This window comes from Phenylobacterium sp. J367 (assembly GCF_024699985.1).
GTDB lineage: Bacteria > Pseudomonadota > Alphaproteobacteria > Caulobacterales > Caulobacteraceae > Phenylobacterium.
This window is the reverse complement of sequence record NZ_JAJONA010000001.1, coordinates 440,944-457,858: the sequence shown is the minus strand read 5'-3', so window position 1 is coordinate 457,858 and position 16,915 is coordinate 440,944. Positions and strand designations below refer to the sequence as shown.

Annotated in this window: 21 protein-coding genes; 17 read left to right on the top strand and 4 right to left on the bottom strand. The window is 71.7% G+C overall.

Annotated elements, in window-relative coordinates:
* Positions 1–21 precede the first annotated feature (21 nt).
* The 5 genes from LRS04_RS02645 to LRS04_RS02625 all read left to right on the top strand — a co-directional run bounded on the left by LRS04_RS02645 (position 22) and on the right by LRS04_RS02625 (position 3,881).
* Positions 22–552, top strand: coding sequence for a hypothetical protein (locus LRS04_RS02645; RefSeq protein WP_257815032.1), 531 nt, complete (start codon positions 22–24; stop codon positions 550–552).
* A complete protein-coding gene (locus LRS04_RS02640; RefSeq protein WP_257815031.1) occupies positions 552–1,421 on the top strand; it encodes an amidohydrolase family protein in 870 nt (289 codons plus the stop codon). Before LRS04_RS02645 ends, LRS04_RS02640 begins: the two co-directional genes overlap by 1 nt.
* A 128-nt stretch (positions 1,422–1,549) precedes the next feature.
* Positions 1,550–2,935, top strand: a complete 1,386-nt coding sequence (locus LRS04_RS02635; RefSeq protein WP_257815030.1) for an amidohydrolase family protein — start codon at positions 1,550–1,552, stop codon at positions 2,933–2,935.
* Between the two features lie 200 nt (positions 2,936–3,135).
* Positions 3,136–3,594 (top strand): MarR family winged helix-turn-helix transcriptional regulator, encoded by a 459-nt coding sequence (locus tag LRS04_RS02630; RefSeq protein WP_257815029.1) that lies wholly within the window; start codon positions 3,136–3,138, stop codon positions 3,592–3,594.
* Positions 3,591–3,881 carry an Hpt domain-containing protein gene (locus LRS04_RS02625; RefSeq protein WP_257815028.1) on the top strand — a complete coding sequence of 97 codons (291 nt, stop codon included), beginning with the start codon at positions 3,591–3,593 and terminating at the stop codon, positions 3,879–3,881. The genes LRS04_RS02630 and LRS04_RS02625 overlap by 4 nt, the downstream gene beginning before the upstream one ends.
* On the opposite strand, the gene LRS04_RS02620 is transcribed toward LRS04_RS02625, so the two are convergent.
* Positions 3,878–4,339, bottom strand: coding sequence for a ribonuclease H (locus LRS04_RS02620; RefSeq protein ID WP_257815027.1), 462 nt, complete (start codon positions 4,337–4,339; stop codon positions 3,878–3,880). The genes LRS04_RS02625 and LRS04_RS02620 overlap by 4 nt on opposite strands.
* Before the next feature lie 87 nt (positions 4,340–4,426).
* Between LRS04_RS02620 and trxC the strand changes: the two genes are divergently transcribed.
* A complete protein-coding gene (gene trxC, locus LRS04_RS02615) occupies positions 4,427–4,876 on the top strand; it encodes a thioredoxin TrxC (protein WP_257815026.1) in 450 nt (149 codons plus the stop codon).
* 34 nt (positions 4,877–4,910) lie between these two features.
* Here trxC and LRS04_RS02610 read toward each other — a convergent pair whose 3' ends face one another.
* The gene (locus LRS04_RS02610; RefSeq protein ID WP_257815025.1) at positions 4,911–6,287 is read right to left on the bottom strand and encodes a PLP-dependent aminotransferase family protein; all 1,377 of its coding nucleotides are present in this window, start codon (positions 6,285–6,287) and stop codon (positions 4,911–4,913) included.
* 58 nt (positions 6,288–6,345) lie between these two features.
* Here LRS04_RS02610 and LRS04_RS02605 point away from each other — a divergent pair, with 58 nt between their 5' ends.
* The 6 genes from LRS04_RS02605 to LRS04_RS02580 all read left to right on the top strand — a co-directional run bounded on the left by LRS04_RS02605 (position 6,346) and on the right by LRS04_RS02580 (position 11,030).
* Entirely contained in the window at positions 6,346–6,807 is a 462-nt protein-coding gene (locus tag LRS04_RS02605) for a DUF983 domain-containing protein (RefSeq protein WP_257815024.1), read from the top strand.
* Between the two features lie 213 nt (positions 6,808–7,020).
* Entirely contained in the window at positions 7,021–7,980 is a 960-nt protein-coding gene (locus LRS04_RS02600; RefSeq protein WP_257815023.1) for an MBL fold metallo-hydrolase, read from the top strand.
* A 219-nt stretch (positions 7,981–8,199) separates the two neighbouring features.
* Complete coding sequence (locus LRS04_RS02595) at positions 8,200–8,991, top strand: enoyl-CoA hydratase-related protein (RefSeq protein WP_257815022.1); 792 nt, start codon at positions 8,200–8,202, stop codon at positions 8,989–8,991.
* Positions 8,991–9,866: an NAD(P)-dependent oxidoreductase gene (locus tag LRS04_RS02590; RefSeq protein WP_257815021.1), complete on the top strand. Its 876-nt coding sequence runs from the start codon at positions 8,991–8,993 to the stop codon at positions 9,864–9,866. The genes LRS04_RS02595 and LRS04_RS02590 overlap by 1 nt, the downstream gene beginning before the upstream one ends.
* A gap of 61 nt (positions 9,867–9,927) precedes the next feature.
* Positions 9,928–10,419, top strand: coding sequence for a GNAT family N-acetyltransferase (locus LRS04_RS02585; protein WP_257815020.1), 492 nt, complete (start codon positions 9,928–9,930; stop codon positions 10,417–10,419).
* Complete coding sequence (locus LRS04_RS02580; protein WP_257815019.1) at positions 10,416–11,030, top strand: GNAT family N-acetyltransferase; 615 nt, start codon at positions 10,416–10,418, stop codon at positions 11,028–11,030. Before LRS04_RS02585 ends, LRS04_RS02580 begins: the two co-directional genes overlap by 4 nt.
* Before the next feature lie 181 nt (positions 11,031–11,211).
* Here the strand turns inward: LRS04_RS02580 and LRS04_RS02575 are convergent, their stop codons facing one another.
* Both LRS04_RS02575 and LRS04_RS02570 read right to left on the bottom strand, forming a co-directional pair.
* A complete protein-coding gene (locus LRS04_RS02575; RefSeq protein WP_257815018.1) occupies positions 11,212–12,144 on the bottom strand; it encodes an SDR family oxidoreductase in 933 nt (310 codons plus the stop codon).
* 30 nt (positions 12,145–12,174) lie between these two features.
* Positions 12,175–13,431: an MFS transporter gene (locus tag LRS04_RS02570; RefSeq protein ID WP_257815017.1), complete on the bottom strand. Its 1,257-nt coding sequence runs from the start codon at positions 13,429–13,431 to the stop codon at positions 12,175–12,177.
* A gap of 211 nt (positions 13,432–13,642) precedes the next feature.
* Between LRS04_RS02570 and LRS04_RS02565 the strand changes: the two genes are divergently transcribed.
* The 5 genes from LRS04_RS02565 (at position 13,643) to LRS04_RS02545 (ending at position 16,904) form a co-directional block, all read left to right on the top strand.
* Positions 13,643–14,155 carry a GNAT family N-acetyltransferase gene (locus LRS04_RS02565; RefSeq protein ID WP_257815016.1) on the top strand — a complete coding sequence of 171 codons (513 nt, stop codon included), beginning with the start codon at positions 13,643–13,645 and terminating at the stop codon, positions 14,153–14,155.
* Between the two features lie 33 nt (positions 14,156–14,188).
* Positions 14,189–14,743 carry a DUF1285 domain-containing protein gene (locus tag LRS04_RS02560; RefSeq protein WP_257815015.1) on the top strand — a complete coding sequence of 185 codons (555 nt, stop codon included), beginning with the start codon at positions 14,189–14,191 and terminating at the stop codon, positions 14,741–14,743.
* A 295-nt stretch (positions 14,744–15,038) separates the two neighbouring features.
* The gene (locus LRS04_RS26515) at positions 15,039–15,386 is read left to right on the top strand and encodes a CoA pyrophosphatase (protein ID WP_308238061.1); all 348 of its coding nucleotides are present in this window, start codon (positions 15,039–15,041) and stop codon (positions 15,384–15,386) included.
* The gene (locus tag LRS04_RS02550) at positions 15,379–15,657 is read left to right on the top strand and encodes a hypothetical protein (protein WP_257815014.1); all 279 of its coding nucleotides are present in this window, start codon (positions 15,379–15,381) and stop codon (positions 15,655–15,657) included. The genes LRS04_RS26515 and LRS04_RS02550 overlap by 8 nt, the downstream gene beginning before the upstream one ends.
* Positions 15,654–16,904 carry a CCA tRNA nucleotidyltransferase gene (locus LRS04_RS02545; protein WP_257815013.1) on the top strand — a complete coding sequence of 417 codons (1,251 nt, stop codon included), beginning with the start codon at positions 15,654–15,656 and terminating at the stop codon, positions 16,902–16,904. The genes LRS04_RS02550 and LRS04_RS02545 overlap by 4 nt, the downstream gene beginning before the upstream one ends.
* The last annotated feature ends 11 nt before the right edge of the window (positions 16,905–16,915 follow it).

Here is a 16,915-nt window from a genome sequence, read left to right as displayed (position 1 = left end):
CACAGGTCGGGAGGGTCGGTCATGCTCAGGAACACTGTCGGACTGGCCTTCGCGGCCAGCCTTCTCGCGACCGCCGCGGCCGCCCAGCCGCAGCTCTCCGAGGAGACGCTGAAGTACGTGTCGGTGAACGCGCCGGTGGTGGCGATCACCCACGCCAAGCTGGTGGACGGGACGGGGACGGCGCCGAAGCTGAACCAGACCGTGGTCATCCAGGGCGGGGTGATCGCCGCCGTCGGGCCGGACCGGAAGGTGAAGATCCCCAACGGGGCCCAGGTGATCGACGGCACGGGGAAGACGGTGATCCCCGGCCTGGTGCACATGCACGAGCACCTGTTCTACCCGATGCTGCCCGGCAAGGCGTACGGCTACGAGGCCGAGACCTTCTCGAAGCTCTACCTGGCGGGCGGCGTCACTTCCATGCGGACGGCCGGCGCCATGCACTTCGCCGGCGACCTGCACGTGCGCGACGCGATCAACGCCGGGCCCAGCCGGGGCCGTGGATCGACGTCACCGGGCCCTACATCAACCGGCCAGGCTCCGTCCCGCAGCTGATGACCATCGGCACGCCGGAGGCGGCGGCCAAGGCGGTGGACTTCTACGCCGACCAGGGCGCGACCTCGTTCAAGGCCTACACCAACCTGACGCGGGCCGAGCTGGGGGCGGCGATCCAGGCGGCGCACAGGCGCGGGCTGAAGGTCACGGGGCACCTCTGCTCGGTGACGCTGCGCGAGGCCGCGGACCTGGGGATCGACGACATCGAGCACGGCTTCATGGCCGCCTCGGACTTCAAGGCGAACAAGCAGCCGGACCTCTGCCCGGGCGGCGGGACGTCGGAGGCGGAGCTGGCCGCCGACCCCGCGAAGGCCGACGCCCTGCTGGACTATCTCGTGCAGAAGAAGGTCGCCTACACCTCCACGCTTGCGGTCCGGGACACCGCGCGCAATTCGCCCGGGATCGAGGTCTATGCGCCGGACGTCCGCGCGCTGTTCGAGAACAACCGCCGCCAGCCGAAGTCCTCGCCGGACGCCCCGATGCCGTCCGGGCTGAAGCAGCTCGTGGGCTTCGCCAAGGCGTTCTACGACAAGGGCGGGCTGCTGCTGGTCGGCACCGATCCCACGGGGGGCGGCGGCGTGGTGCCGGGCTTCGCCAACCACACCGAGATCGAGAACCTGGTGCAGGGCGGCTTCAGGTTCGAGGAGGCGATCAAGGCCTCGACGCTGAACGGCGCTGCATACCTCGGCCGCGCCGAGAAGATCGGCACGGTCGCCGCGGGCAAGCAGGCCGACCTGGTGCTGATCGCCGGCGATCCGTCGACGGACGTCCGCGACGTCCGCAAGGTCGAGATCGTGTTCAAGGAAGGGGTCGGCTACGACCCGAAGAAGCTGATCGACGCGGTCCGCGGCAAGGCGGGCCTCTACTGATCATCTGCAGGGGGACTGCGCGATGCTGAACCGTTGGATCATCGGGGGCGCCGCCGCGGCGCTCATGGCCGGCAGCGCGGTCGCCGCGCCCCCCGGCCATCCTGGCCCCGCCGCCGAAGATCGACCCCGTGCTGCAGCAGTACGTGAAGGTCGACGCCCCGGTGGTCGTGCTGCGCGGCGTGCGGGTGATCGACGGCACCGGGGCGGCGGCGCGCGAGAACCAGACGGTGGTGCTGGACGGCGGCAAGATCGCCGCCATCGGCCCCGCCAGCCTGAAGGCGCCGAAGGGCGCGACGGTGCTCGACCTCGCCGGCCACACGGTGCTGCCGGGGCTGGTGGGGATGCACAACCACCTGTTCTACACGGCGTCCCCGAACCTCGACGCGCATGGCCATTCCGAGCCGCCGCGGGTGATCCCGGAGATGCCGTTCACCTCGCCGCGGATGTACCTGGCGGCCGGGGTCACGACCATGCGGACCACGGGCAGCATGTCGCCCTACGCCGACCTGGGCGTGAAGAAGCTGATCGACACCGGCAAGATGATCGGCCCGCACCTGGACGTCACCGGGCCCTACCTGGACGGGGCGGCGACGCCGTTCTTCCAGATCCACCCGCTGACCGGCCCGGACGATGCGCGGCGGATGGTCAACTACTGGGCCGACATGGGGGCCACGTCCTTCAAGGCCTACATGCACATCAGCCGCGCCGAACTGGCCGCGGCGATCGAGGAGGCCCACAAGCGCGGGATCAAGGTCACGGGCCACCTGTGCTCGGTGAGCTATCCGGAAGCCGTCGCCGCCGGCATCGACAACCTGGAGCACGGCTTCACGGCGAACAGCCAGCTCGACCCGGACCGCAAGCCCGACGTCTGCTCGCCGGGCGCCACGCGGCGCACCCTGGCGGCCATGCAGCCGGACACGCCCGAGGCCGACGCGCTGATCAAGCTGCTGGTGGACAACAAGGTGGCGGTGACCTCGACCCTGCCGGTCTCGGAACAGGGCGTGCCCGGCCATGCGCCGCTCGACCCCCGGGCCATGAAGGCGATGACCGCGGAGGCGCGCGAGGCCTATCTCTACAACCGCAACCTCCGCAACACGGCGCCCGGCAACCGCGGCGCCGCCGACTCCGACCGCCAGCTCAGGACCGACATGGCCCTGCAGAAGAAGTTCTTCGAGGCGGGCGGTCTGCTGGTGGCCGGACCCGACCCGACGGGCAACGGCGGCGTGCTGCCGGGCTTCGGCGACCAGCGCGGCGTCGAGCTTCTGGTGGAGGCCGGCTTCACGCCCCTGGAGGCGATCAGGATCGCCACCCTGAACGGCGCCACCTACCTGGGCCTCGCCGACCGTATCGGCTCGCTGGCCGTGGGCAAGAACGCCGACCTGGTGGTGGTGAAGGGCGACCCGTCGAAGACCATCGGCGACATCTCCAAGGTCGAGATCGTGTTCAAGGACGGGGTGGGCTTCGATTCCAGGCGCGTCCTCGATTCGGTGACCGGACGCTACGGGCAATACTGAGCGGACCGCGCCGCCGCCGAACGGCTTTCCTTACCTCGCACGTCATGGCCCGGCGGCGCCGGGCCGGCCATGCTGCACGCCCGTGCTGAGGACAGGCGAAGATGTTTCGGAAACAACCGGCAATTGCATCGTTCGATTTCAAACTTGACCGTTCGCGGAACGATGGTCTAGCTTCGTTCGATATCGAATGGAGAGGGCCTATGCCTCCGCTGCCGGAGGATCACGCGGACATCCAGGTGTTCGACGAGATCCGGTACATCGAACATCTGGTGAGGACCTCGATCACCCGCAAGCTGCCGGTGGGTCTGAACTACCCGCAGTGGGAGGTCCTGAACCTGCTCTCGCGGCGCGGGGACGGCTCCTCGCCGGCCCAGATCGCCGACGCCCTGCAGATGACCCGCTCGGGCCTGACCAACACCCTGCAGCGGCTCTGCGCGCGCAAGCTGATCGAGATCGAGGACAACCCGACCGACGGCCGCAAGAAGCGCATCTGGCTGACGCCCGGCGGGCGTCAGGCCTACGCCCAGGCCATGGCCAACCTCCGGCCGAAGATGGACATGCTGCGCGAGGGGTTCACGACCAAGGAGTTCCGCGAGGCCCTGCCGTTCCTCCGCGCGCTCCGGGAATGGCTGTCCGACAAGGACCCGATGCCGGCGTGAGCGGCGACGTGACCGGGGCGCTGGCGGCCAAGTTCGCCGAGCGCAAGGCCGAGGCGCTGGCGGCGCTGGGCCCGATGGCCGCCGCGCCCGGGCCGCTGTCGCCGGAACAGGTCGCCGAGGCGCAAGGGGTGACGCACCGGCTGGCCGGCGTGGCCGGGATGTTCGGCGAGGCGGACCTGGGCGACCTGGCCCGGGCGGTGGACGACGCGACCCGGGAGACGCCGGTGGACGTGGCCGACGTGGCGGCGCGGCTGCGCGCGGTGGTGGCGGCGCTGGAAGCCGCTTAGAGGCCGGCGACCTTGGCGAGGTTCGGCTTGGGGATGGCCGAGCGGAAGGCGCCCGTGGCCTTGGCCTTGTCGGAGGCGAGGTCGGCCCAGGCCTGGGCGAAGGCCAGCGGCGTGCCGGCCGGATCGGCGAGCTTCACCAGCCGGAGCGGGCGGCCCTTCAGCGCGGCGACGGCCGGGGCGTAGGCGGCGGGGTCCACGTCCTTCGGCGGCTCGCCGCCGGCCAGCGGGGCCAGCAGGACGGCGTCGGCCGCGGCGAGGTGGAGGACGGCGTCGCCCAAGGGCTGGTCCTTGAGGGCGTCCACGAGGCCGGCGACCAGCATGGCCAGGCGGTTCGTGCGGCGGTCGCCGCCGGCCACGCCGGAGCGCTCGGCGCCCGCGGCGCGGACGAAGGCCCAGCCGCCGTTCAGGAAGGCCTTGTGGTGGGCGGCGCAGAGCCAGAGGCGGAGCGGGGAGGACATCGCGCCGCGCCTAGCACCGACCGGCCGCACTTGGAACCTTGCCGGGGCCTCCCCAGATGTCGCCGCGAAAGAACGGAGATACCTGTGATGGGCGAAGCCCTCCACGTCGTCTGCCCGCACTGCGACGGAACGAACCGCCTCCCGGCCGAACGCCTGGGTGAGCAGGCCAAGTGCGGCCGCTGCAAGGAAGCCCTGTTCACCGGCCAGCCGGTGGACCTCGACGGGGCGCGCTTCGACAAGCATGTGGCGAAGAGCGACCTGCCGCTGATCGTGGACTTCTGGGCGCCATGGTGCGGGCCCTGCCGGGCGATGGCGCCGATCTTCGAGCGCGCCGCCAAGGGGCTGGAGCCCAAGGCGCGGTTCATCAAGGTGGACGTCGACAAGAACCCCGAGCTCGCCCAGCGCTACGGCATCCAGGGCATCCCCGCCCTGTCCGTGATCCAGGGCGGCAAGGTGGTCGCCCGCCAGTCCGGCCTCGCCCAGGAATCGCAGCTCAAGGGCTGGGTGGACCGCTTCGCCCCGAAGCTGGCGGCGTAGGGATTTCCTCTCCCCGCGGCCCTTTCCCTCTTCGCTAGGCGGTGGGAGAGGGAGATGCCGACAGCGCCGCCACTTCCGCCAGCGCCTTCTGCAGCACGGCGCGTTTGCCGGGGCCGCCGAGGGAGATGCGGAGGCCGTTCGGATGGGCGTCGCCGACAGCGAAGGCTTCGGCGGTGACCAGGGCGAGGCCGCGGCCTTGTGCGGCGGCGCGGACGCGGTCGGGGCTCCAGGTCTCGGGCAGGTCCAGCCAGACATGCAGGCTTTCCGGTGCGCCGCGGGCCGCGGGCAGGACCTCGGCGGCGATGGCGCGCCGGGCGAGGGCTTCCTTGCGGACGCCGGCCAGCAGGGCCTCGGCCTGGCCCTCGCGCATCCAGCTCGTCACGACGGCGGCCATCAGCGGCGCGGGCATCAGGGTCAGCGCGCGCAGGCTCTGCTCGACGGCCGAGGCCATCCCCGGCGGGGCGACCACATAGGCCAGGCGCAGGCCGGGCGAGAGCGTCTTGGCGAGGGTGGCGATGTGGTAGCCGAGGTCGGGCGCGAGCTGGGCGAGCGCGGGCGGCGGCGCCTCCAGCAGGCGGCTGTAGGGATCGTCCTCGACGAGGGCGAGGCCATGGGCCGTGGCGACGGCGGCGACCTCCCGGCGGCGGTAGTCCGGCATGGTCCCGGCGGTGGGGTTCTGCATCGTGGGCACGACGTAGAGGGCGCGGGGCCGGGCCTCGCGGCAGAGGCGGTCGAGGGCGTCGGGCCGGACCCCGTCGGCGTCGACGGGGCAGGGCGCCAGCGTCAGGCCGAGCTCGGCGGCGGCGGTCCGCACGCCCGGGTAGGTCAGGGGCTCGGTGACGACCGTGTCGCCGGGCCGGGCGACCGTGGAGAGGACGGCGCAGAGCGCGGCCTGGGCGCCGGCGGCGACCAGCACCCGTTCGGCCGGGACCTCGCCCAGAACCGGGGCCAGCCAGGCGGCGCCGGCGGCCCGCTGGCCGAGCGCGCCGGCGCCGGGGTGGTAGGCCATCAGGGCGGCCGGGTCCGTGCGGCGCAGCACGGCGGCGGCGGTCTCCTCCAGCAGGCGGGCGAGCGAGACCCCCTCCGGCGGGGGCGGCAGGTTCATGGTCAGGTCGACCAGGCCCGCCTCGTCGTCGGCGGCGCGGGCGCGGACGAAGGCGCCGCGGCCGACGGTGCTTTCCAGCAGGCCGCGGTCGCGGGCCACGGCGTAGGCGCGGGTGACGGTGGTGAGGTCGAGGCCGAGGCGCTGGGCCACATCCCTCTGCGGCGGCAGCCGGTCGCCGGGCTGCAGTTCGCCCTCCCGGATGGCGGCGGCCAAGGCGTCGGCGAGGGCGAGATAAACCGGGCCGGCGTCGCGGCGGACGCGGTCCAGCCAGCGGGCGGTCTGGTCGTGGCGGCTTGCGGCCTTCATGGCGGATGCATACATTATGCGCAGATTGTATGGATCACAAGCCGGATTGTCGGGACCCATGACCCAATCCTTCAACGCGCCTTCCACCCTCCGGGCGGGCCTGACCTGCCGCTGCCCCCGCTGCGGCCAGGGCAAGCTGTTCTCGGGTTTCCTGCGCATCGCGCCCGCCTGCGAGGCGTGCGGCCAGAGCTTCGCCTTCGCCGATCCGGCGGACGGCCCGGCGTTCTTCGTCATGACGGCGGTGGGCGTGGTGGTCACCGGCCTCTGGGCGTGGTGGGCGGTGGTCGCCAAGCCGCCGGTCTGGGCCCAGATCGCGCTCGTCATCCCGGCGATGATCGGCGGGTGCCTGGCGTGCCTTAGGCCCGTGAAGGCCTGGCTGGTCGCCGAGCAGTTCGTGCACAAGGCCGGCGAGGGCGAGTGGACCAGCCTGGGCAAGCACGGCGAGGGCGGCTTCGTGTTCGACCGGCGCAAGGCGTCGGGGGCTGAGGCAAGCCCTATCCCTCTCCGCTGCACGGGGTAGGTCGGGAAAGGCCAAACGGCGTTGCATCCCGTCGCGGCATCGGCCGACAATGGCGCCCGAGTACGGGAGTAGGGATGTGCGGGACGGGATCGAGGAAACGGTCGCCAGCGAGGCGGGGGCTGAGCCGCACCGGCCGAAGCTGACCTATCCGTTCGAGCAGGCGCCCGGCCCCGGGGAGGCGATCGACATCGCGCCGGGGTCAAGTGGCTGCGCATGCCGCTGGGCGGGGCGCTGGCCTTTATCAACGTCTGGGCGATCGAAGACGTGAGTCCTGAAGGGGTTCGGGGCTGGGCCATCGTCGACACCGGCATCGCCGGGCCGGACACCGCCAACGCCTGGCGCGCGGCGCTGAAGGGCCCGCTGGAAGGCAAGCCGGTGACGCGGGTGTTCGTCACCCACATGCACCCCGACCACATCGGCATGGCCGGCTGGCTGACGCGCAAGTTCCAGTGCCGGATGTGGATCACGAGGCTCGAGTTCCTGACCTGCCGGACGCTGGCGGCCGACAGCGGGCGCGAGGCGCCGGCCGACGCCATGACTTTCTACAAGGCCGCCGGCTGGGACGAGGACGCGCTGGAGACCTACCGCTCCAAGTTCGGCGGCTTCGGGCGGGGCCTGCACGCCCTGCCGGACAGCTTTCACCGCCTGTCGGACGGCGACACGGTGCGGATCGGCGCCCACGACTGGCGGGTCGTGGTGGGCTCGGGCCACAGCCCCGAGCACGCCTGCCTCTGGTGCCCCGAGCTGAAGCTGCTGATCTCCGGCGACCAGGTGCTGCCGAAGATCTCGTCCAACGTGGCGGTCTTCCCCACCGAGCCGGACGGCGACCCGCTGGCCGACTGGATGGGCTCGCTGAAGGGGATCAAGGCCCGGGTGCCGGACGACGTCCTGGTGCTGCCGGCCCACAACGACCCGTTCCGCGGCCTGCACGCCCGCATCGACCACCTGGTGCAGGGCCATGAGCGCGGCCTGGCGCGCCTTCATCAGGAGCTGGCCGAGCCGAAGCGGGCGGTGGACGTGTTCTCGGTGCTGTTCCGGCGCCGGATCGACGCGGGCCTGCTGGGGCTGGCCACCGGCGAGAGCCTGGCGCACCTGAACTACCTCGTGGCCCGGGGCCAGGCGGTGCGCGAGCGCGACGCCGAGGGCGTCGACTGGTACCGCACCCCGGCGTGACAGCGTCTCAGACGTCATCCTAGGCCTTGTGCCTAGGATCCCTGTCTCGACAGCGCGGAGCCTGACAGGACGAGCTTGGTCCCCGGGCGCGTTCTGCGGAGCCCTGCAGCGGCAAGAGGGATCCTAGGCACAAGGCCTAGGATGACGGTCGCGAAGTCACTGGCCCAGGTGTCAACCGAGGCGCTAAGCTTGACGATGTAAGTTCAAGGGAGGTCCGCGATGACCGAGCATGTGCGCGCCGAGCTGTCGGGCGGAGTCCTGACGCTGACGCTCAACCGACCGGAGAAGAAGAACGCGCTGACGCGGGCCATGTACCAGGCGCTGGCCGACGGCATCGACCGGGCCGACGCCGAGCCGGCGATCGCCTGCGTGCTGATCCAGGCCGAGGGCGACATGTTCACCGCCGGCAACGACCTGGCCGACTTCGCCGCCGTGAACCGGGGCGACGGCGACGCCAACCAGGCGCGGGAAGGCGGCAATCCGCTGCTGAATGCGCTGGAGCGGGCCAAGACCCCGATCGTGGCGGCGGTGAACGGCCGGGCCGTCGGCGTGGGCGTGACCATGCTGATGCACTGCGACCTGGTCTTCGTGGCCGAGGACGCGCTCTTGACCACCCCGTTCGTGAACCTGGCCCTGGTGCCGGAGGCGGCGTCGTCCATGCTGCTGCCGGCCCGGATCGGGCACGCCCGCGCCTTCGCCATGTTCGTGCTGGGCGAGGCGGTGGACGCGAAGAAGGCCGAGGCCTGGGGCATCGCCAATGCGGTCGTGCCGAACGGCGAGCTGCGCGCGAAGGCGCGGGCGGCGGCCGAGGCGGTGGCGGCCCGGGCGCCGGCGGCCGTGGCGGCGACCAAGGCGCTGATGCGCCGGCCCGCCGAGCCGATCAAGGCGCGCTACGCCGAGGAGGGCCGGCTGTTCGCCGCCCAGCTCAAGACGCCGGAGGCGGCGGAAGCCTTCGCGGCCTTCGCCGAGAAGCGGGCGCCGGACTTCAAGAAGCTCCGGGAGCCCGCGTGATGAGCCTCGCCGGCAAGACCCTGTTCGTCACCGGCGCCAGCCGCGGCATCGGGCTGGCGATCGCGCTGCGCGCCGCCCGCGACGGGGCCAACATCGCCATCGCCGCCAAGACCGCCGAGCCGCATCCGAAGCTGGAGGGCACGATCTACACCGCCGCCGAGGAGATCGAGGCGGCGGGCGGCAAGGCCCTGCCGCTGGTCGTCGACGTGCGCGACGAGGCCAGCGTGCAGGCGGCGGTCGAGCAGACGGTCGGCCAATTCGGCGGTCTCGACATCTGCGTGAACAACGCCAGCGCCATCCAGCTCACCGGCACGCTTCAGACCGACATGAAGCGCTACGACCTGATGCACCAGATCAACACGCGGGGGACCTATGTCACCTCGCGGGCCTGCATCCCGCACCTGAAGCGCAGCGCCAACCCGCACGTGCTGAACCTGTCGCCGCCACTGGACATGTCGCCCAAGTGGTTCGGGCCGCACGTGGCCTACACCATGGCCAAGTTCGGCATGAGCATGTGCGTGCTGGGCATGGCCGAGGAGTTCAAGGCCGACGGCATCGCCTTCAACGCGCTCTGGCCCCGGACCGGGATCGCCACGGCGGCGATCAGGAACGCCCTGGCCGGCGAGGAGGGGATGCGCCGCTGTCGGACGCCCGAGATCATGGCGGACGCGGCCTATGCGGTGTTCAACAAGGACGCCCGCAGCTTCTCGGGCAACTTCCTGATCGACGACACCTTCCTCTACGACGAGGGTGAGCGGGACTTCGACAAGTACCGGGTGGATCCCAGCGAGCCCCTGATGCCGGACTTCTTCGTGCCCGAGCAGATGCCGCCGCCGCCGGGCGTCAGCCTGGCGCCGGCCAAGGAATCCGCATGATCCTCCTTCGCCAAGGCTTCGGAGGACGGGTCCTGCGAAGCTCCGCAGGGAGCGAAGCAGGATGAGCGTGACGATCCGGGTGGCGACGGTCTCGGACGTTCCGACCATCGTCCAGTTCATCCGCGACCTGGCGGACTATGAGCGGCTGCTGCACGAGGTGGAGGCCACCGAGGCCGACATCCGCCGCGACCTGTTCGGCGAGAACCCGCGGGCGTTCTGCGACATCGCCGAGGCCGATGGGCGGCCGGTGGGCTTCGCGCTGTGGTTCTACAACTACTCGACCTTCCGGGGCCGGGCGGGGATCTACCTCGAGGACCTGTTCGTGAAGCCGGACGCCCGCGGGCTCGGGGCCGGCAAGGCGCTGCTGCGCCGGCTGGCGCAGCGATGCGTGGAGGCCGACCTCGGCCGGCTGGAGTGGGCGGTGCTCGACTGGAACGCGCCCTCCATCGCCTTCTACGACAGCCTGGGCGCCAGCGCGAAGACCGACTGGATCACGCGACGCCTCGACGGGGAGGCGCTCCTGCGCCTCGCCGGCGAAGAGCTGGTCGAGTGAGCGCGCCGCCGAAGACCGTGATCCACGCCTCCCACGAGGAGGCGGAAGCCATCCGCGACGCCGTGCGCCATGCCGATCCCGCGAGCCTGGGGATGGGCCGGGCGCATGCCGAGCTGAAGCATGTGCCGGGGCTGGTCGAGCTCCTGGCCGACGAGCGGGTGTCGGGGCCGATCTACGACCTGCCGCGCCCGATCACCGCGGACAGCGTCACCCGCTGGGTGACCGAGAACCAGGCCCGGCGGCTGGCCGGCGAGGCGCTGCTGTTCGTGACCCTGGACGACCACGGCAAGGTCGCCGGCTACTCCCACATCGAGGTCTGGCCCGAGCGGTCGGCCGCCGAGCTGGCGGGCGCGATCCGCGCGGATCTGCAGAACCAGGGGCAGGGCGGCCGCGGCATGGCGCACACCTTCGGCTGGATCTTCGAGACCCTGGGCGTGCGGCTGATGTGCCTGACCGCGGCGCTGGACAACGTCCGCTCGCAGAAGGGCATCGACGCGGCCGGCTTCCGCCGGATGGGCGAGCGCGATGTGGTGAAGCCCGACGGCACGACGCGGGCCAGCGTCTACTGGGAGATGACCCGCGACGAGTGGCGGCAGCGGCATCGGCTGTGATCCCTCCCCCTTCAGGGGAGGGACAGCGCGCGAAGCGAGCAGGGTGGGGAAGCCGCGACCGGGCTCCGTGCGGGCCGGAAGGGCGCCCCTTCCGACCTAAGCGGAGCCTGAACCTGACTCCCCCACCCGGCGGGGCTTCGCCCCGTCCACCCTCCCCTGGAGGGGAGGGATGGGCGGCGGCTCAGGCCGGTTGCGCCTGCTTCGGCTGGGCCGAGGGCGGGGCGCGGTTCAGGTCGTAGAACTTCGGCGCCATCTGCGGGACGGCTTCCTTGAGGATGCTCTCCACCGTCCAGCTTTCGCCCTCCGGCTTGGTGCAGGTCTCGATCGGCCGGGGCTGGGAGTAGAGGATGATGTTCTCGCCCGAGACCCCGAAGATCTGGCCGGTGACGTGCTTGGCCTGGTCCGACGCCAGCGCCACGGAGAAGCGGGCCGGCTGGTCGGGGCGGATCTTCTCGGCCATCACGGCGCGGCGCGCGGCCTGGGCCTCGTCCTTGATCGGCACCGACTGGGTCATGCGGGTCCAGGCGACCGGCGCGATGCAGTTGGAGCGCACGTTGTTGCGGGCGCCCTCCATGGCGATGATCCGCGAGAGGCCGGCGATCCCCATCTTGGCCGCGCCGTAGTTGGCCTGGCCGATGTTGCCGAACAGCCCCGAGGTGGAGGTGTAGAACATGTAGGAGCCGTCGTTCTGCTCGCGGAACAGCTCGATGGTCGCGCGCGCCACGTTGAACGAGCCGCGCATGTGGACGTCGATGACCCGGTCCCAGTCGTCCTCGCTCATCTTGTGGAACATCACGTCGCGCAGGATGCCGGCCGGATTGATCACCGCGTGCAGGCCGCCGAAGGTGTCGCGCGCCTGCTCGACCATGCCTTCCACCGCCTTCAGGCTGGTGACGCTGTCGGAGTTGGAGACGGCCTCGCCGCCGGCCGCGCGGATCTCCTGGGCGACCTTCTCGGCCGGACCCGCGGAGCCCTCGTCCTCACCCTTGAGCCCGCCGCCGAGGTCGTTGACGACCACCTTGGCGCCTTCCTGCGCCGCGATCAGCGCGCAGTCGCGCCCGATGCCGTTGCCGCCGCCCGTGACGAGGACAACCTTCCCTTCCAATGCGCCCATAACGTTATCTCCCAAATGAATGGCCGAACGCTATTCGAGGCGATCGGCCTTTCGCAAGGAAGGAAACAGCACTGCCCAGAGGCCGGTGACGGCCATGGCCCCGACCCCGCCGAACACCGCCGCGCCGACCGGGCCGAGGATGCGGGCGACGACGCCGCTCTCGAACTCGCCGAGCTCGTTGGAGGCGCCGATGAACACCGAGGAGACGGCGGCCACCCGGCCGCGCATGTGGTCGGGCGTGACGAGCTGGACGAGCGTCTGGCGGACATAGACGCTCAGCATGTCCGCCCCGCCGAGCACGGCCAGCGCCGCCACCGACAGCCAGAGCGACTTCGAGAGGCCGAAGACCACGGTGGCCGCGCCGAACAGGAAGACGCCGCCGAACATGTAGGCGCCGGCCTTCTGGCGGATCGGGTTGGCGGCGAGCCACAGCGCGATGGCCGTGGCGCCGACCGCCGGCGCCGCGCGCAGGATGCCGAAGCCCTGGGCGTCCACGTGCAGCACGTCGCGGGCGAAGACCGGGAGCAGGGCGGTCGCGCCGCCCAGCAGGACGGCGAAGAGGTCGAGGCTGATGGCGCCGAAGACGATCTTCTGGCGCCAGACGTAGGCCAGGCCCTCCTTCATGAGCTGCCATCGCGAGCCGGGCTGGACGTCGGGCCTGGCGTTCTTGCGGATCGCCAGCACGCAGACGACGGCGCCAAGGTAGAGGAAGAAGGTGGTCGTGTAGGCATGCGCCGGAGACGCCATCAGCAGCAGGCCGCCGACCGCGGGGCCGGCGATCGAGGCGCTCTGCCAGGCCAGCGAATTCCAGGCGATGGCGCGGGGCAGGAGCGGGCGCGGAACCAGCATGGGGCCGAGCGCCGTGTTGGCCGGGGCGAAGAAGGCGCGGCTCGCGCCGAACAGGGCGGCGACCACCAGCAGCAGGCCCACGGAGGCCGTGCCGCGCCAGGCGGCGATGGCCAGCGTCAGCACCGAGGCGATCTCGCCCGTGAAGCAGATCAGCAGGACCTTCTTGCGGTCGTAACGGTCGGCGGTCTCGCCGGCCGGCAGGGTGAGCAGCAGGACCGGCAGGAAGGCGGCCAGCCCGATCATGCCCACCATCAGGGCGCTTTCCTCGACCGAGCGCGTGTGGCGGGCCAGCACGTACATGTGCCAGCCCATGGCGACCGACTGGATCTGGGCGGCGAAGCTGCCCATCCAGCGGGTGGCCCAGAAGAACAGGTAGTCCCGCTCCCGGAGGAGCGCACGAGCGGAGGGAACCTGGTCCAGCGGCGTCTCGGTCGACATGCGCGCCGGACCCTGCCTTGCGCCGCCTTTCGCCGCAATGGCGTTGACGCGAGGGGGCCGGGGTCCTATTTGCGCCGCTCCTGAAGGTCACGGCGAGGTCCCGACCGATGCGAGTGCGACGAACCTGCTGCGCCTGAGCGCGCAACCGAAGTGCGCGGCAAGCCGCTTTGAGGCTCCGCGTCGTCGCCACCTCCGCAACATCGAGACCTGAATGTCCGTCGACTTCTGCCCCCCGCCGCCGTCGCTCACCCTGAAAAACGAACAGCTCGCCTGGTCCGACCGGATCGAGGGCCTGCTCGACCGCGCCTTCGGGCCGGGCCGGTTCGTGAAGGTGTCCGAGCGCGTCCGCGAGATCGCCGAGTTCGCGCCCGAGCTGTCGTTCTGCGCCTTCGACGGCGAGACCCTGGTGGGCGTGGTGCGCATGTGGCGGGTGAAGGCGGGCGGGGAGACGGTGGTCTTCCTGGGCCCGCTGGCGGTCGATCCCGACCAGCAGAGCGCCGGGGTCGGCGGCCTGCTGGTGGAGAAGGCCTGCGCCGCGGCGAAGGCGGCCGGGGAGGCCTGGGTCGTGCTGGTGGGCGATGCGCCCTACTTCCAGCGGTTCGGCTTCACGGCGGCCGATGCGGCGGCGATCAGGCTACCGGGGCCGGTGGACCAGACGCGGGTGCAGGCGCTGAAGCTCCGCGCGGACGCCGCGCCGCTGGCCGGCCCGATGAGCCGCGCTTGAGGCCCCTGCGGCCGAAGCCTACCTTCGCCTGAGATGGCGGACATCCGGGATCAGAAGGCGCTCGACCGCGTTGCCGAGGCCGCAGGCGGGGCGCAGGGCGCGAAGCGTGGCCTGCCGCCGGTGCACCTGTGGAATCCGGCGCACTCGGGCGAGATCGACATCGTCATCCGGAAGGATGGGAGCTGGGTCCACGAGGGCGGGGTGATCGGGCGCGAGGCGCTGGTGCGGCTGTTCTCGACCATCCTGCGCAAGGACCCGGACGGGACCTACCTGGTGACCCCGGCCGAGAGGCTGAAGATCAGCGTCGAGGACGCGCCGTTCGTCGCGGTGCGGGTGGATGCCGGCGACGGCGGGCTGACCTTCACCACCAACGTCGGCGACGAGGTGACGGCGGGGCCCGAGCATCCGATCCGCGTGGAGACCGGCGCGGACGGCGAGCCGCGCCCGTATGTCGAGGTCCGGCGCGGGCTGGAGGCCTTGATCACGCGGGCGGTGTTCTACGAGCTGGTGGAGCTGGCCGAGGCGCGGGACGGCGTGCTGGGCCTGAACTCGGGCGGCGGCTGGTTCCCGATCGGGGCGGCGGCATGAACGCGGCTTCCTCGTCCTACGCCGAACTGCGCGACTGGATCAGCAGCCACCTCGATCCGCTGGAGGCCGGCGATCCGGCCAACGGGTTGACGCGCTCGGACTTCGACCTGACGCCGGGCTGGTCCGCGCCGGACCAGACTCTGACGCCGGCCGCCGTGCTGGTGGGCCTGGTGGAGCGGGAAGCCGGCTATTCGGTGCTGCTGACCCGGCGCTCGGACACGCTTCGCCGCCACACCGGCCAGATCGCCCTGCCCGGGGGCGGCAGGACCCGGGCGAGACGCCCTGGCAGACGGCGTTGCGCGAGGCCGAGGAGGAGATCGGGCTGCATCCCCGCCACGTCAGCCTGGCGGGGCTGTCGACCCCGTACCGCACCGGCACCGGCTACCTGATCGTGCCGGTGGTGGGGTTCGTCTCGGCGGGCTTCACCCTGCAGGCCAATCCGGACGAGGTGGCCGACATCTTCGAGACGCCGTTCGGCTTCCTGATGGACCCGGGCAACCACGAGGAGCATGAGAGGGAGCTTCCCACCGGGGAGAAGCGCAGGTTCTACGCCATGACGCACGAGAACCGCTTCATCTGGGGCGCGACGGCCGGGATGCTGCGGGCCCTCTACGACCGGCTCTACGGAGCCGCCGTTGCTTAGGCTGTTCATCACCCGGGCGGTGCTGGTCGCCGTCCCCTTCCTCTTCTGGTTCGCTTGGGCCTGGTGGGCGAAGCGGACCGGCCGGCCGATGGGGGCGACGCCCTGGGGCTGGCTGGCCGGCGCGGGGCTCGTCCTGGTGGCGCTGTCCTTGCTCGCGACGCCGCTGTTCCATAGGGACAACCGCGGCGAGGTCTATGTGCCGGGCGAGGTGACGTCCGACGGCCGCGTCACGCAAGGCCACTACGAGCAGCAGGTCCCGGCCCCGAAATGACCGACACCATCGGCGAGCGCCCCTGGATGACGACCCCGGAAGCCCGCCGGGTGATGGACGCGCTGGAGGCCGCCGGCGGCCCGGACAGCGCGCGCTTCGTGGGCGGCTGCGTGCGCAACGCGGTGATCGGGCGGCCGATCAGCGACGTGGACATCGCCACGACCCTGACGCCCGACGCGGCGACGAAGGCGCTGGAGGCGGCGGGCGTGAAGGTCGTGCCGACCGGCGTCGAGCACGGCACGGTGACGGCGGTGGCCGACGGCAAGCCCTACGAAGTGACGACGCTCCGCCGCGACGTGGAGACCGACGGCCGCCGCGCGGTGGTGGCCTTCACCACGGACTGGCGGGAGGACGCCGAGCGGCGCGACTTCACCCTGAACTCGCTCTACGCCCGGCGCGACGGCACGCTCTACGACCCCACGGGCCACGGCGTCGCCGACGCCAGGGCCGGCCGGATCGTCTTCGTGGGCGACGCCGAGATGCGGCTGCGGGAGGACTACCTGCGCTCGCTCCGGTTCTTCCGGTTCCTCGCCTGGTACGGCAAGGGCGAGCCGGACGCCGCCGCCCTGGCGGCCATCGCCAAGTACAAGGACCAGGTCTCGACCCTGGCGGCCGAGCGGATCTCGGCGGAACTCCTGAAGCTCCTGGCCGCGGACGATCCGCGCGAGGCGGTGCGGCTGATGGCGGAGACCGGCGTGCTGGCGGTGGTGCTGCCCGGGCCGCTGAACCTCGCGCGGTTCGAGGGGCTCGTGGCCATCGAGAGCGAACAGCTTTTCGAGGCCGACGCGGTGCTGCGGCTGGCGGCGCTGCTGCCGCAGGACCAGATCGCCGCCACGGGGATGTCCGAGCGGCTCCGGCTGTCGAACGCCGACCGCGACCGGCTGGTGGCGGCCGCCGCGCCGACCCCGAAGCTGAAGAGCTGGATGAGCCCGCGCGAGATCCGCCGGGCGGTCTATCGGCTGGGCCACGGGGCCTTCCGCGACCGGGCGAAGCTCGCCTGGGCCGAGGCCAACCGCACGGCGGTCGGGCCGCAGTGGCGGGGCATGATCGCGCTCGCCGAGGGATGGCAGGCGCCGGCTTTCCCGCTGACCGGCGAGGACGTGCTGAAGTCGGGCGTGCCCAAGGGGCCGCTGGTCGGCCAGGTGCTGCGCGAGGTCGAGGACTGGTGGGTCGACCACGACTTCCTCGACGACAAGATGAGCGCGATCGAGAAGCTGAAGGCCATCGCCCAGGGGATGGTCTATTGAGCGGCGCCAAG

Excerpts from the sequence above, each read along its gene's own strand:
- LRS04_RS02645 (WP_257815032.1), top strand. The coding sequence starts at position 22 with ATGCTCAGGAACACTGTCGGACTGGCCTTCGCGGCCAGCCTTCTCGCG.
- LRS04_RS02640 (WP_257815031.1), top strand. The coding sequence starts at position 552 with ATGACCATCGGCACGCCGGAGGCGGCGGCCAAGGCGGTGGACTTCTAC.
- LRS04_RS02630 (WP_257815029.1), top strand. The coding sequence starts at position 3,136 with ATGCCTCCGCTGCCGGAGGATCACGCGGACATCCAGGTGTTCGACGAG.
- LRS04_RS02620 (WP_257815027.1), bottom strand. The coding sequence starts at position 4,339 with ATGTCCTCCCCGCTCCGCCTCTGGCTCTGCGCCGCCCACCACAAGGCC.
- trxC (WP_257815026.1), top strand. The coding sequence starts at position 4,427 with ATGGGCGAAGCCCTCCACGTCGTCTGCCCGCACTGCGACGGAACGAAC.
- LRS04_RS02610 (WP_257815025.1), bottom strand. The coding sequence starts at position 6,287 with ATGAAGGCCGCAAGCCGCCACGACCAGACCGCCCGCTGGCTGGACCGC.
- LRS04_RS02605 (WP_257815024.1), top strand. The coding sequence starts at position 6,346 with ATGACCCAATCCTTCAACGCGCCTTCCACCCTCCGGGCGGGCCTGACC.
- LRS04_RS02600 (WP_257815023.1), top strand. The coding sequence starts at position 7,021 with ATGCCGCTGGGCGGGGCGCTGGCCTTTATCAACGTCTGGGCGATCGAA.
- LRS04_RS02595 (WP_257815022.1), top strand. The coding sequence starts at position 8,200 with ATGACCGAGCATGTGCGCGCCGAGCTGTCGGGCGGAGTCCTGACGCTG.
- LRS04_RS02590 (WP_257815021.1), top strand. The coding sequence starts at position 8,991 with ATGAGCCTCGCCGGCAAGACCCTGTTCGTCACCGGCGCCAGCCGCGGC.
- LRS04_RS02585 (WP_257815020.1), top strand. The coding sequence starts at position 9,928 with ATGAGCGTGACGATCCGGGTGGCGACGGTCTCGGACGTTCCGACCATC.
- LRS04_RS02575 (WP_257815018.1), bottom strand. The coding sequence starts at position 12,144 with ATGGGCGCATTGGAAGGGAAGGTTGTCCTCGTCACGGGCGGCGGCAAC.
- LRS04_RS02570 (WP_257815017.1), bottom strand. The coding sequence starts at position 13,431 with ATGTCGACCGAGACGCCGCTGGACCAGGTTCCCTCCGCTCGTGCGCTC.
- LRS04_RS02565 (WP_257815016.1), top strand. The coding sequence starts at position 13,643 with ATGTCCGTCGACTTCTGCCCCCCGCCGCCGTCGCTCACCCTGAAAAAC.
- LRS04_RS02560 (WP_257815015.1), top strand. The coding sequence starts at position 14,189 with ATGGCGGACATCCGGGATCAGAAGGCGCTCGACCGCGTTGCCGAGGCC.
- LRS04_RS02545 (WP_257815013.1), top strand. The coding sequence starts at position 15,654 with ATGACCGACACCATCGGCGAGCGCCCCTGGATGACGACCCCGGAAGCC.